Annotated in this window: 13 protein-coding genes; 8 read left to right on the top strand and 5 right to left on the bottom strand. The window is 49.9% G+C overall.

The window, feature by feature from the left end; all coding sequences use genetic code 11:
* Nucleotides 1-35: 35 nt before the first annotated feature.
* Nucleotides 36-1,487: a tRNA uracil 4-sulfurtransferase ThiI gene (gene thiI, locus R0134_RS11090; protein ID WP_319781984.1), complete on the top strand. Its 1,452-nt coding sequence runs from the start codon at nt 36-38 to the stop codon at nt 1,485-1,487.
* Between the two features lie 334 nt (nt 1,488-1,821).
* On the opposite strand, the gene R0134_RS11085 is transcribed toward thiI, so the two are convergent.
* Nucleotides 1,822-2,718 carry a 2-dehydropantoate 2-reductase gene (locus tag R0134_RS11085; RefSeq protein WP_319781983.1) on the bottom strand — a complete coding sequence of 299 codons (897 nt, stop codon included), beginning with the start codon at nt 2,716-2,718 and terminating at the stop codon, nt 1,822-1,824.
* Between the two features lie 127 nt (nt 2,719-2,845).
* On the opposite strand from R0134_RS11085, the gene R0134_RS11080 reads away from it, so the two are divergent.
* Nucleotides 2,846-3,328 carry a YajQ family cyclic di-GMP-binding protein gene (locus tag R0134_RS11080; RefSeq protein ID WP_319781982.1) on the top strand — a complete coding sequence of 161 codons (483 nt, stop codon included), beginning with the start codon at nt 2,846-2,848 and terminating at the stop codon, nt 3,326-3,328.
* Between the two features lie 144 nt (nt 3,329-3,472).
* Here the strand turns inward: R0134_RS11080 and R0134_RS11075 are convergent, their stop codons facing one another.
* Genes R0134_RS11075 through R0134_RS11060 form a run of 4 tightly spaced genes read right to left on the bottom strand, consistent with a single transcriptional unit; the run spans nt 3,473 to nt 7,237 of the window.
* Nucleotides 3,473-4,873, bottom strand: a complete 1,401-nt coding sequence (locus R0134_RS11075) for an AmpG family muropeptide MFS transporter (protein WP_319781980.1) — start codon at nt 4,871-4,873, stop codon at nt 3,473-3,475.
* A gap of 4 nt (nt 4,874-4,877) precedes the next feature.
* The gene (locus R0134_RS11070) at nt 4,878-5,504 is read right to left on the bottom strand and encodes a peptidylprolyl isomerase (protein ID WP_319781979.1); all 627 of its coding nucleotides are present in this window, start codon (nt 5,502-5,504) and stop codon (nt 4,878-4,880) included.
* A complete protein-coding gene (locus R0134_RS11065) occupies nt 5,504-6,082 on the bottom strand; it encodes a YajG family lipoprotein (RefSeq protein ID WP_319781977.1) in 579 nt (192 codons plus the stop codon). The genes R0134_RS11070 and R0134_RS11065 overlap by 1 nt, the downstream gene beginning before the upstream one ends.
* A 9-nt stretch (nt 6,083-6,091) precedes the next feature.
* A complete protein-coding gene (locus R0134_RS11060; protein ID WP_319781976.1) occupies nt 6,092-7,237 on the bottom strand; it encodes a methyltransferase in 1,146 nt (381 codons plus the stop codon).
* Between the two features lie 56 nt (nt 7,238-7,293).
* Between R0134_RS11060 and R0134_RS11055 the strand changes: the two genes are divergently transcribed.
* The 6 genes from R0134_RS11055 (at nt 7,294) to R0134_RS11030 (ending at nt 12,707) form a co-directional block, all read left to right on the top strand.
* Complete coding sequence (locus R0134_RS11055) at nt 7,294-7,956, top strand: alpha-ketoglutarate-dependent dioxygenase AlkB (RefSeq protein ID WP_319781975.1); 663 nt, start codon at nt 7,294-7,296, stop codon at nt 7,954-7,956.
* 112 nt (nt 7,957-8,068) lie between these two features.
* The gene (locus tag R0134_RS11050; protein ID WP_319781973.1) at nt 8,069-8,386 is read left to right on the top strand and encodes a BolA family protein; all 318 of its coding nucleotides are present in this window, start codon (nt 8,069-8,071) and stop codon (nt 8,384-8,386) included.
* Nucleotides 8,387-8,733: 347 nt separating this feature from the next.
* Nucleotides 8,734-10,077, top strand: a complete 1,344-nt coding sequence (locus R0134_RS11045; RefSeq protein WP_319781972.1) for a Na(+)-translocating NADH-quinone reductase subunit A — start codon at nt 8,734-8,736, stop codon at nt 10,075-10,077.
* Nucleotides 10,078-10,080: 3 nt separating this feature from the next.
* Nucleotides 10,081-11,319 (top strand): NADH:ubiquinone reductase (Na(+)-transporting) subunit B, encoded by a 1,239-nt coding sequence (locus tag R0134_RS11040; protein ID WP_319781971.1) that lies wholly within the window; start codon nt 10,081-10,083, stop codon nt 11,317-11,319.
* Complete coding sequence (locus tag R0134_RS11035) at nt 11,312-12,082, top strand: Na(+)-translocating NADH-quinone reductase subunit C (protein ID WP_319781970.1); 771 nt, start codon at nt 11,312-11,314, stop codon at nt 12,080-12,082. The genes R0134_RS11040 and R0134_RS11035 overlap by 8 nt, the downstream gene beginning before the upstream one ends.
* Nucleotides 12,075-12,707 carry an NADH:ubiquinone reductase (Na(+)-transporting) subunit D gene (locus R0134_RS11030; protein ID WP_319781969.1) on the top strand — a complete coding sequence of 211 codons (633 nt, stop codon included), beginning with the start codon at nt 12,075-12,077 and terminating at the stop codon, nt 12,705-12,707. Before R0134_RS11035 ends, R0134_RS11030 begins: the two co-directional genes overlap by 8 nt.

Raw genomic sequence — 12,707 nt, 5'->3', positions numbered from 1 at the left:
CTGTCTTTTTATCCAGTGCTAGGCGCGTCGAATTTATGAAATTTATTATCAAGCTTCATCCAGAAATCACCATCAAGAGTCGTTCGGTGCGCCAGCGCATGTGCAAATTGTTGCAAGGCAACATTCGCAATGTGGTTAAACACCTGGATGAAAACGTCAAAATTCGCTCGGAATGGGACAAGTTGATTGTGCGCAGTCAGCTTGATGAGCATCGCCAAGCCATGATTGATATTTTGGCGTGTGTACCTGGTATACAGTCCTTTTTAGAAGTACAAGAGCATACCGTTACCACACTCGATGAGATTTTAACTCACGCCGAACTGGCGTTTGGTAGCTTGCTGGAAGGCAAAACTTTTTGCGTACGTGCAAAACGTCGTGGTCAGCAAGTATTTAGCTCGCTGGACGTAGAGCGTTATGTGGGTGGCGGCTTAAACCAGCGCTGTAATACGGCTGGCGTGAAGCTGAAGAACCCAGACATTCAAGTGAATCTTGAGCTGGAAGGCGAGCGCTTGTACTTAGTGAATCAGCAATATGCAGGTTTAGGCGGTTATCCCATCGCCACCCAAGAGAGCGTGCTTAGCCTGATATCCGGCGGTTATGACTCGGGTGTGTCTTCGTATCAATTTATTAAGCGCGGCAGCCGCGTGCATTACTGCTTCTTTAACCTCGGGGGCCCTGAGCATGAAGCGGGCGTGCGTGAGGTGACTTACTACCTCTGGAAAAAGTATGGCTCCTCGCACCGGGTGAAGTTTATTTCAGTGCCGTTTGAAGATGTGGTTGGTGAGATCCTAGAAAAAGTCGAAAACGGCTATATGGGCGTGATCCTTAAGCGCATGATGATGCGCGCTGGAGCGGCCGTGGCAGAAAAGCTGGCCATTAATGCGCTCGTTACCGGTGAGGCCATGGGCCAAGTATCCAGCCAGACCGTGACCAACTTAAACGTGATTGACCGAGTCACCGATATGTTGATCATGCGCCCGTTAGTAGCCTCTGATAAGCAAGATATTATCAATATCGCGCGCCAGATTGGTACTGCCTCTTATGCAGAAAAAATGCCAGAATATTGCGGCGTTATTTCTAATAGCCCCACCATTAAAGCCAAACTGGGCCGCGTGACAGAGGCAGAAAGCCACTTTGATTTTAGTGTGCTTGAGAACGCCATTGAAGCCGCATTCGTGGAAGACATTCGCGCTCTTGAGCATAAGCGAGTGCTGCCTGAGGTGGAATTTACCGCCAGTGTCGGCGACGGCGAGCCTAATGAAGTTATCTTAGATATTCGTCCCCCAGAAGAAGAAGAAGCGGCACCCTTAAGCGTGGTTGGCCGTGAAATTAAGGTGATACCTTTCTTTAAGCTGTCGAGCCAGTTTAGTGAGTTAGACGCCAGCAAAACCTATCTCTTATATTGTGACCGCGGCGTGATGAGTCGCTTGCAGGCCATTCACTTAAAAGAGCAAGGCTTTGATAATGTGAAGGTGTATAAGCCTTAACATACAGCTGTAAGCGGTCAGTTAAACAAAAGGCTAAGAGCCAAAGCCGTGCCGATCGCCCTTGTAGAGGCCAATTTATTCGGCCGGTTTTGCGCAGCAAAACTAAACTAAAGACCAAGAGCCAAGCGGCGGCGATACCTGCATACTGCACGAATGTAGTCGCGTGCTTAAGTCGCGAAAACCTGCGGAGCAGGTTCTGACGCACGGGCCAGCCAAAAAATTCCACAAACAAAAACGCCATCCTTAATCGGATGGCGTTTTTTATGCGCACTGCACAGTGTTAAGGGTTAATTAAGCATTAAAAATTAACCATTCAACATTGCCGTTTACGGCCTTACGCTTCGCGGCGTTTGATCTCGTCATACAACTGCTGGCTTACTGGTACCGGTATGCCGTCTGCGTGCTTGAGAATAAATCCCGTAATGTAATCAATTTCAGTTTTACGGCCATTGGCCAAGTCTTGCTGCATTGAAGAATAGTTAATGGCAGTTTCTTCTATCACTTGCTGCAAGCGGCGGCGAAACGCGTCTTTAGACTCGGCGTCACTGCCGTTTAAGCGGGCTATCACTTGATAAACTTCGTCGGTCAGCTGCTCCATCACATCATGGAATCTGGGCTCAACTAATTGACCATTGCTGATATTGTTATAAGCGGTGAGTGGATTGATAACCGCATTTACGGCCAGTTTATTGCGCTGGTGCAAGGCAATATCGTCACTCCATTCACAATGACCTAAGGATGCAGCTAAAGGCTTAAGCAAATGGGCCCATTCTTTACCGGCTTCATTTAAGGCGCCTAACCAAGTTTCGCCTTTGCCGGTATGGCGCACCAGCCAGTCTTGTTCTTTCATGGCGCCGTGGCTACAAACGCCAACCAGTAAGGGGTTATCAGGCATTAACTCTTTAACTTGCTCAGTTAAACCCATGCCATTGTTAAATAAAATAATCGGTGTGCTTTTAGGTAAATGCTGCAGCTCTTTAAGGGCGCCGAGCACATGATAAGCTTTGGTGAACACTAATAAGCATTCTACCTTGCGTGCATGTTCCGGAAAACGAGGTTGGCTTTGAATGAGCTGATGGCGGCCACTGAGTGTAATTAAATCCAGATTTGGATGAAAGTGACCACGATGACGCTCAGAAAGCATAAAACCAACTCGTTCACCTTTTTGGTGGAGTTGGCCCGCGATAACACAGCCTAGAGCCCCCGCTCCAAGAATGGTCCATTCCGTCATCACTCTATTCCCTAAATTTTGTTATTATGCATGTGTGGTTAATCATATACGTTAGCTGTGAAATTTCATTGTTGCCAGTGTATTTTTTTATCGCTGTCGATTAATAAAACCGTTTAAAGGAGCCAGCATGCCGTCTTTTGATATTGTGTCTGAAGTAGAGATGAATGAAGTGCGTAATGCGGTCGAGAATGCCAACCGCGAATTGGAAACCCGTTTTGACTTTAGAGGAGCAAACGCCAGCTTTGAATTGAACGGTGAAAAAGTGAAACTGAACGCCGATTCTGAATTTCAGTTGCAGCAAATGGCTGATATTTTTCAAGCTAAAATGGTGCAGCGTAAATTAGATGTGCGTTGCATGGAACTGGCTGATGTGGTGCATACCGGTAAGCGTTACTCGCAAGAAGCAACCTTTAAACAAGGGATAGATGCGCCCAGTGCCAAAAAACTGATCAAGCAAATCAAAGACAGCAAGATCAAGGTACAAGCGGCCATTCAAGGCGAGCAGTTGCGCATTACTGGTAAGAAGCGTGATGACTTGCAGCAGGTGATGGCGCTACTGCGTGGCACCGATCAAGAACAGCCGTTGCAGTTTGATAACTTTCGTGAATAATTTGTGAGTAGCGATGCTCGCGAAGAGGCCGCTTTAGCCGGCCGGTTTTGCGTAGTAAAACTAAAAGCGGTCGAATAAATTCGATCCTAAAAAAAACACCAGCTCAATTTGGGCTGGTGTTTTTTTTCATTCAACATTCAACATTTACAATTCAACACTGTCTTTAGCTTGGTGCTCGGCGCGGGGTGCTGTGTTGTGCACTTGCCAGATCAGCCATAATACCGGCAGGCCAATCACGGCGGTGGCGATAAAGAAGGGTGCATAACCAAATGTATCCACCGCCACGCCGGAAAAGCCGGCCAAAAATTTAGGGAACAACATCATAATGGAGCTGAACAGCGCATACTGAGTGGCAGAAAACGCCACATTGGTCAGGCTAGACAAATAAGTAATAAAAGCCGCGGTGGCAATACCGGCACTGAGGTTATCCAGCGAGATAATTACCGTTAACAGCTGCACATTGGGGCCAAATTGGGTCATCAGCGCAAACATTAAGTTGGTGGTGGCCGCTAATACGGCGCCCAACATCAGAATGCGTGCAGTGCCAAAGCGGCTGACTAATACCCCACCCAAAGCCGCACCCACCAGCGTCATTATTACGCCATAGACTTTAGTCACGGTGGCAATTTGTGACTTACTAAAGCCCATGTCCACGTAAAACGGATTAGCCATCACCCCCATCACCACATCCGATATCCGATAGCAGGCAATCAGCGCCAAAATAATTAGCGCTTGCTTACCAAAGCGGGTAAAGAAGTCGAGAAAGGGCGCCACCAAAGCGCTGTACATAAACGACAATGCACTGGCGGCGCGCGGTGAACGGCCCGCCGCGATTAATTGCTCACGATGCAAAGCTTGGCTGCTGGCTTGGTTGTGCAAGTCCACGTCTGGCTCATGTAATAACAGGCAAGTGAGCACGCCCACTAGCATAAAGCCGGCCATGCACAGATACGCGGTTTGCCAGCCCAGAGGATCATAGCCTAAGTCAGAGCCTGCCCATGCGGCCACGGCTAAAGCGCCGGCGCCGGCCATGATCATGCCTAAGCGATAACCCATCATATAAGCGGCGGCCAGTGCGCCTTGTAAACGCACCGGTGCTGCTTCTATGCGATAGGCATCAATCACAATATCTTGGGTCGCCGAAGCCAAAGCCACGGCTAAGGCAAACAGCGCTAACTGCACCAGCTGGGTTTGCGGATCTGAGTAAGCCATGCCCGCCAATGCGACCATAATAATAAGCTGTGACAGCAGCATCCAGCTACGTCGTCGACCCATCAGGCGCGCCAGAAGGGGCAGTCGAAACCGGTCCACCAAGGGCGCCCACAGTACTTTTATGCCGTACGCCAAGGCCACCCAGCTAAAAAAACCAATGCTAGTACGACTCACACCGGCTTCGCGTAACCAAAATGACAGCGTGCCAAACACCAGCAGTATCGGTAAGCCGGAAGAAAAGCCCAGTGCCAACAAGGTCAGCACACGGCGCTCTGTATAGATCGCGAGTTGCTGAGCCCAGCTGGATTTGGTGTAGCTGTTAATTGGCGTCATAAGTTTACTTTTTGACTACTGATGCAGCAGGTGCGGTGGCGTAAGCCTGAGAGGGCTTGCTGCCTGACTCCACGGCGTCTGGGTCTAAGCGACGCACGCTTTGCAAGACGATATCTTGCTTAGGCACATCACGAGCGCGCATGGTTAAGTTCATGCCGGTGGGCACTTTGGCCATTTTCTCTAACACTTCTTCGCCCAAGGTTACCTGACCAAACACCGTATAACCGGCGGCGCGGCCGCCATTAAGGGAGTGGTTATCGTTAAAGTTGATGTAGAACTGGCGAGTCGCACTATTGGGATCTTGGGTGCGCGCCATGGCAATGCTGCCGGTGACGTTTTTCAGGCCATTGTTCGACTCATTCACCACAGGGCTGTAAGTTGGGAGCGGCTGATAATTGGTATCAAAGCCGCCGCCTTGCACCATAAAGCCTGGGATCAAGCGATGAAAGATACTGCCTTCATAACTGCCATCATCCACGTAGCGTAAAAAGTTGGCCACGGTCGCCGGAGCGGCCGCTTCGTTTAACTCCACCTGCATGGTGCCCATATTGGTCACTAATTCGACCTTGGGACCTGCCCATGCAGAAGTAGCTGCCAGCAAGCTTGCAGCAAATAACATTACCGACTTCATTATTGAGCTCCAATAAATTGCTGCACGTCACGATCGTTTAGCATGTCTTTGAGCATTAACGTTAATTGTTCGTTAACGGCGTCTTTCACTTTATCTAGCTCAGGGTGCAAGCGACCCGGAAACTCGGCTTGGGCACTGCGACGATACTGCTTAGTAATAGTGCGACCATCACGCTTTAACACCAATTGCATGCGCAACTGCTGCACCACGTCATAGCTGATGTGACCACGGATCACGCGGGCCAATACTTCTTCTAATTCCAGCTGGATTTGGGTTGGAGAGCCTTGTTCAATAAACGCGCCTTGGTTGCTGAAACCTTGGGCGAGCGCTTGCTCCATTTGCACCTTAATATTGTTACTGGCGCCAACCACCACAGGTGCTTTATTATTTTGCTCAATCTGAATGATGTAGTCGTTCTTACGCTTATCTTGGCTGCTTAAGCTGATCGCTTGGCCGCGATATACGCCGCCTTTGGCATCAACGGTGGGTTGCACATCCACGGCAACCGGATAATAGCTGGCACAGGCCGTGAGGCTGAGCGCCAATACGCCGGTCATTAACCATTTAATTGCTTTCATAATGAATCCTTAACTGGGTTGAATGGCTTTGAGAATAACGAATTTAGGATTAGATGCCACCACGGTCTGGTTGCCAAATAATCGGATCAGTTTGTGATGATAATCAAGATGGCGATTGCCCACCACCCATAGCTCGCCGCCGGAGCGCAGCACACGCTTAGCATCCACAAACATTTCCCAGGCAATATGGTCGGTAATGGCCTGTTGCTGGTGAAATGGGGGGTTACACAAAATAATATCAATACTGTCGGAGGCCACGCCATCGAGACAATTATTGACCGAAAAATGAGCGCGAGTTTCCGCTTGCGGTAGGTTATGGCGCACATTGTAGCGTGCGCTGGCGATGGCCATATAAGACTCATCGGTAAAGGTAACCTCGGCCTCAGGGTTATGCACCAGTGCCATTAAGCCCAAGACGCCATTGCCGCAACCTAAGTCGATAATATGACCGCTTTGCTCTTTAGGCAGATTTTCTAAAAACAGGCGAGCGGCAATATCTAAGCTGTTGCGCGCGAACACGTTGGCGTGGTTATAAAGGGTAAAGTCGGTGCCATCTAAGGGCCAAGCCAATGGCTGGGGCAGGGCAGCGGCTTTAAGTTTAGGGTCGGGGGTGCAAAATATCAGTCGCGCTTTCTTCCACGCTAAGCTGGTTTTAGTGGGGCCTAAATAGCGCTCAAATAATGCCAGTGTAGAGCTGCGTACATCTTTTGCCTTGCCCGCCGCGATAACGCGCGTTTGTGGGCTGACAATTTGGCTCAATTGAGCCAGTTGATATTCGAGCATGGCATTATTTTTAGGTAATTTAATCAGCACCACTTGCGGCGAGTCATCTTCCGAAGGCCAAGACGCCAGACTAGACAGCGTTTGCCAGGTTTCTGGCAGCTGATTGTCATGGGCGTTTTCGATGCAGGCCAGCTCGCTAATGCGCGAGTCAGTCAGGCTATAAGGCTGATATTTATGCAGCGCTAAGGTCAGGGCACCAAAGCCGTCATTTAAAATCAGCACTCGAGTGCTGGCATCCAGCTCAAGTGCGGCGAGCTCGTTGATCAGGTATTCATCCGCCGCTTCCCAGGCTTGAAGCTTGTCTTGGGCTTTACGAGGGTAACGGAGTAACGACAGCTCGCCACCCCCAGGGAGGGGAAAATGATGATTCATACAAGTTAGGCCCAAAGGAAAAAAATCATTTTAACAGTTAACAGAGGAAAAGCAGCATGCCGCTACTCATCGAGCCTGCCAGAGGGGTAAACACTGAGCCTGCAAGAGAGGTAAATAATGTCCCGCCAGCTTGGTTGCCATTAGTGCACGGGCGGCTATTATGGTGGCCGAATGCCTTTGCAGCCGAAGCCGATGTTTGGTTTGCCCAGCTCAAAAAAAGCGATATTCCGTGGCAGCAACATACACTGCGCATGTTTGGGCGTGAGCTTAATGAGCCCAGACTGTCTTGTTGGATGGGCGATCTGCCCTATCGCTATTCGGGTCAGACTCGGATGCCCGCACCTTGGCACCCAGTGGTGCGAGAGATCTGCCAACGAGTGAGCGCTATCTGCGAGCAGCCCTTTAATGGTGTGCTGCTTAATTGGTATCGTGACGGCCAAGACAGTATGGGCTGGCATGCAGACGATGAGCCTGAGCTGGGTATCAATCCCACGGTTGCGTCGGTGAGCTTAGGTGCTACGCGGCGTTTTAAGCTTAGGCATAAGTTAAGGCCTAAAGCAGGGCGTCATAGTAGAGAACAAAGAGAACTGCTATTAAATCATGGAAGTTTGCTGGTGATGGCCGGCGAAATGCAGCATCATTGGCAGCACGCCTTACCAAAAATGGCCGCCTGCTCAGGCCCGCGTATCAATTTAACATTTCGCTGGTTGGTTGAATAATCGCCTTGCCTAAAATAGTTGTTGTATGGTCTGAACATAGTCGTCATCTGGCTTGACAGTCGGCGTTGGTAAGCGCGGTTTTAACTTATTGACACTCATCTGGGAGTTAATCATGTCGATACAGGCTCAAATTGAGCAAAAAGTGCAAACGGCCTTGGCGCCTGAGTATCTAGAAGTGATTAATGAAAGTTATATGCACCGCGTGCAGCCCGGCTCAGAAACCCATTTTAAAGTGATCGTCGTCAGTGAGCAGTTTAGCGATAAACGCCTATTGGCCCGCCATCGCATGCTAAACCAACTGCTCGCTGATGAGCTTAATGAAGGCGTGCATGCCTTGGCTTTGCACACTCTCACTCCCGCCGAATGGCAAGCGCGGGAAGCGGTTCCTCAGAGCCCGCCTTGTCGCGGACAAGGAGGCGTATCGAGCTAACTCACCGTCGCCCTTATTGACGAGAGCTACCATTAGTGAGTGTCCACTCTCGTGCAAAATGCCTCCAGTCTCATCACGCACTGAATATCATTACCTAATTTGGGTCTTACTTTTGGATAGCGCACTTAGCTTTATGCAAAGAGGCACTAAATTTTGGTAATTGCCATGGCAGCCAGTGTGCGAAAAATGCTAACATTATGCGCCCTTAATTTCGGGCTGGATGTTACCGGACTGTGGTCAGGCTGTTGATGACATGATAGTGGACAGACCGGTAGCGACTCATCAGCATGTTGTCATGCCTGGCATGGCAAGTACCTGTCTTCCTCTAACAAGTAGTGCAAGTGAGTATGATTACAATAAAAAAAGGACTGGACCTCCCGATTACCGGGGCACCAGAGCAAGTAATCTACGATGGTCCTGCCATCAAGCGAGTTGCAACGCTGGGTGAAGAGTTTGTGGGCATGCGCCCTACCATGTACGTCAAGGTAGAGGATCGTGTTAAAAAAGGTCAGATTATCTTCGAAGATAAGAAGAATCCTGGCGTTAAATTCACAGCTCCCGCCGCCGGCACCGTGGTTGAAATTAACCGTGGCGCTAAGCGTGTACTGCAATCTGTAGTGATTGCCGTTGATGACAGTGAAGATCAGATTACGTTTTCAAAATATGCTTCAGCAGAACTCGCCACATTAGAACGCGATACCGTTCGCGAGCAGCTGGTTGAGTCTGGTATGTGGACGGCACTGCGTACTCGCCCTTTCAGCAAAGTACCTGCTGTGGGCACAGTGCCGAGCTCTATCTTCGTGACGGCCATGGATACCAATCCATTGAGCGCCAATGCTGAACTGATCATCAAAGAAAATGCGCAAGCCTTTACCGATGGTCTATTAGTATTAAGCCGCTTAACCGATGGTCAAGTAAACGTGTGTAAAGGCGAGGGCAACCTGCCGCAAGCACAAGCTGCTACCATCAAAGAGCATGTGTTCACGGGCTTGCATCCTGCCGGTTTACCAGGCACGCACATTCACTATATTGACCCTATCGTTCCGGGCAAAGTGGTGTGGGCTATTAATTACCAAGACGTGATTGCCGTTGGCAAATTGTTCACCACAGGTGAGTTGTTTACCGATCGCGTGATTGCCTTGGCGGGTCCCGTGGTGCAAAAACCTCGCTTGGTGCGTACCCGCATCGGTGCTTCATTAGAAACACTGACTGCCGGCGAGCTGCAAGAAGGTGAGAACCGCGTTATTTCCGGCTCAGTGCTCTACGGTACCGCCGCGAATGGTCCTCATGCTTACTTGGGTCGTTACCATCTGCAGGTGTCTGTCATCGCCGAAGGCCGTGAAAAAGAACTGTTTGGCTGGTTAGCGCCAGGTGCCAATAAGTTCTCCGTCACCCGTGCTTACTTGAGTCATCTGACGAAAGGTAAGCTGTTTGACCTGACCACCACCACTAATGGTTCAGCGCGGGCTATGGTGCCAATCGGTAACTACGAGCGCATTATGCCGCTGGATATTTTACCGACCCTGTTGCTGCGTGATTTATTGTCTAACGACACCGACGGTGCCATCACCTTAGGCTGCTTAGAGTTGGATGAAGAAGATCTGGCGCTCTGTACCTATGTGTGTCCAGGCAAATACGATTATGGACTCGCGCTGCGCAAGTGTCTGACCACAATTGAGCTAGAGGGTTAAGTAATGAGCTTAAAACACACTCTGGAAAAGGTTGAACACCATTTCGAGCCGGGTGGAAAATACGAAAAGTTTTACGCCCTGTATGAAGCGGTCGCCACCGTGCTCTATACCCCAGGTATGGTTACGCGCAACTCCTCTCATGTGCGCGACAGTATCGATCTGAAGCGCATCATGATCATGGTTTGGTTAGCTACCTTCCCAGCCATGTTCTTTGGTATGTATAACTCAGGTGGGCAAACCATTGCAGCCCTGATGAACATGCATAGCCCAGCAGATCTAGCCGGCATTATAGATGGCAATTGGCGTTATAGCCTTGCGCAAACCCTAGGGGCAACCTTAGGTGAAGGCGCAGGCTGGGGCAGCAAGTTGCTGTTGGGCGCCACTTACTTCCTGCCTATTTATGCGACCGTGTTCTTGGTCGGTGGCTTTTGGGAAGTAATTTTTGCCAGCGTGCGCAAGCACGAAGTAAACGAAGGCTTCTTCGTGACTTCAGTGCTGTTCGCCTTAATCGTTCCCGCCACTTTGCCTTTATGGCAAGCAGCACTAGGTATCACTTTCGGTGTGGTAGTAGCCAAAGAAATCTTTGGTGGCACCGGTAAGAACTTCTTGAACCCAGCGCTAGCCGGCCGTGCTTTCCTATTTTTCGCCTATCCGGCAGAAATTTCAGGTGACACAGTGTGGACTGCCGTAGACGGCTTTTCGGGTGCAACTGCACTCGGTCAGTGGTCTGCAGGTGGTGCTGCGGCCTTGATGGACGTAAATACCAACAGTGCTATTAGCTGGACGCAGGCCTTTCTCGGTCATATGCAAGGCTCGATTGGTGAAGTGTCGACGCTGGCTATTTTGCTGGGTGGCGGCTTCATCGTCTATATGGGCTTTGCCTCATGGCGGATAGTGGCGGGCGTGATGCTAGGCATGATTGCCATGTCTGCGCTGTTTAACGTGATCGGCTCCGACACCAACGCCATGTTCAGCATGCCTTGGTATTGGCATCTGGTCGTGGGCGGCTTCGCGTTCGGTATGATGTTTATGGCGACGGATCCGGTATCGGCTTCTTTTACCAATAAAGGTAAATGGTGGTACGGCGCATTGATCGGCGTGATGGTAGTGCTGATCCGCGTGGTTAACCCCGCCTTCCCTGAAGGTATGATGCTGGCTATTTTGTTCGCCAACCTGTTCGCTCCCTTGTTTGACCACATGGTGGTGCAAGCGAATATCAAACGGAGACTGGCTCGTGGCTAAGAAAGAATCTGTTGGCAGAACATTTACTGTCATTATCGTCTTGTGTTTGGTGTGTTCTGTGGTGGTATCTGGCGCGGCTGTATTGCTCAAGCCTACCCAAGAACTTAACAAAGCGCTGGACGTGCAAACTAACATAGTACAAGTCGCCGGCTTTGGCCGTGAAAACGTGGCGGAAAACTATGTAAAACACATAGATGCTCGGTTGTGGGATATCAAAAAAGGCGAGTTTTCTGATAAGTCGGCTGAAGGTTACGACCAACGCGCCGCTGCCAAAGAAAACGGCACCAGTATCAAGCTAGTCCCGAGCGAAGACCCAGGTGGTATTCGTCGTCGTGCTGACTTGGTGCCTGTGTACTTGGCCAAAGACGAAGACGGTAACTTGGACAGTATTATTCTGCCCATGCATGGTCAGGGCCTGTGGTCCACCATGTACGCCTTCGTTGCAGTCGCACCCGATGGCAATACCATTAAAGGCATCACTTACTACGATCAGGGCGAAACCCCAGGTTTGGGTGGTGAAGTGGAAAACCCTAGCTGGCGTGCTCAGTTTGTGGGTAAGAAGCTGTATGACGAAAATGGTAAGCCCGCGATTAAAGTCGTGAAAGGCGGTGCGCCTGCCGGTACTCCTTCGAGTGTTGATGGTTTGTCTGGTGCTACCTTAACCTCTAACGGTGTGCAGCATACCTTTGATTTCTGGTTAGGCGACAAGGGCTTTGGTCCTTTCCTGACTAAGGTACAAAAAGGAGAGCTCAACAATGGCTGATAAAGCAGAAGTTAAAAAGGTTCTTTTTGGACCTATAATCGGCAATAACCCCATTACGCTTCAGGTACTGGGCATTTGCTCGGCCTTGGCGGTTACAGCACAAATGAAAACTGCGTTCGTGATGTCGCTGGCGGTGATTGCGGTTATCGCGTTCTCTAACCTGTTTATTTCATTGGTGCGTAATCAGATCCCAAACTCGGTGCGAATTATCGCGCAGATGGCGATTATTGCCTCTTTGGTAATAGTGGTGGATCAGATCCTCAAAGCGTACGCCTATGACATCTCTAAGCAGTTGTCGGTATTCGTTGGTTTGATTATTACCAACTGTATCGTGATGGGTCGTGCCGAAGCTTATGCCATGAAGAGCCCGCCTTTGATGTCGTTTTATGACGGTATCGGTAACGGCATGGGTTATGGCCTGATCTTGCTGATCGTTGCTACCCTCCGTGAGCTGTTTGGCTCTGGTACTTGGTTTGGCATCGAAATCCTGCCATTGGTTAAGAATGGTGGTTGGTACCAGGCGAACGGTTTAATGCTGTTACCCCCAAGTGCTTTCTTTATTATCGGCGGCATTATCTGGGTACTGCGTACCATGCGTCCCGATCAGGTTGAGGCGAAGGAGTAA

It is taken from the genome of Oceanisphaera sp. IT1-181, from assembly GCF_033807535.1.
Taxonomy (GTDB): domain Bacteria; phylum Pseudomonadota; class Gammaproteobacteria; order Enterobacterales; family Aeromonadaceae; genus Oceanimonas.
Note: the sequence above shows the minus strand (reverse complement) of the source record. Positions and strands in the feature narration are given on the sequence as shown.

Excerpts from the sequence above, each read along its gene's own strand:
- R0134_RS11040 (WP_319781971.1), top strand. The coding sequence starts at position 10,081 with ATGAGCTTAAAACACACTCTGGAAAAGGTTGAACACCATTTCGAGCCG.
- R0134_RS11055 (WP_319781975.1), top strand. The coding sequence starts at position 7,294 with ATGCCGCTACTCATCGAGCCTGCCAGAGGGGTAAACACTGAGCCTGCA.
- R0134_RS11075 (WP_319781980.1), bottom strand. The coding sequence starts at position 4,873 with ATGACGCCAATTAACAGCTACACCAAATCCAGCTGGGCTCAGCAACTC.
- R0134_RS11065 (WP_319781977.1), bottom strand. The coding sequence starts at position 6,082 with ATGAAAGCAATTAAATGGTTAATGACCGGCGTATTGGCGCTCAGCCTC.
- R0134_RS11085 (WP_319781983.1), bottom strand. The coding sequence starts at position 2,718 with ATGACGGAATGGACCATTCTTGGAGCGGGGGCTCTAGGCTGTGTTATC.
- R0134_RS11060 (WP_319781976.1), bottom strand. The coding sequence starts at position 7,237 with ATGAATCATCATTTTCCCCTCCCTGGGGGTGGCGAGCTGTCGTTACTC.
- thiI (WP_319781984.1), top strand. The coding sequence starts at position 36 with ATGAAATTTATTATCAAGCTTCATCCAGAAATCACCATCAAGAGTCGT.
- R0134_RS11045 (WP_319781972.1), top strand. The coding sequence starts at position 8,734 with ATGATTACAATAAAAAAAGGACTGGACCTCCCGATTACCGGGGCACCA.
- R0134_RS11050 (WP_319781973.1), top strand. The coding sequence starts at position 8,069 with ATGTCGATACAGGCTCAAATTGAGCAAAAAGTGCAAACGGCCTTGGCG.
- R0134_RS11030 (WP_319781969.1), top strand. The coding sequence starts at position 12,075 with ATGGCTGATAAAGCAGAAGTTAAAAAGGTTCTTTTTGGACCTATAATC.
- R0134_RS11080 (WP_319781982.1), top strand. The coding sequence starts at position 2,846 with ATGCCGTCTTTTGATATTGTGTCTGAAGTAGAGATGAATGAAGTGCGT.
- R0134_RS11070 (WP_319781979.1), bottom strand. The coding sequence starts at position 5,504 with ATGAAGTCGGTAATGTTATTTGCTGCAAGCTTGCTGGCAGCTACTTCT.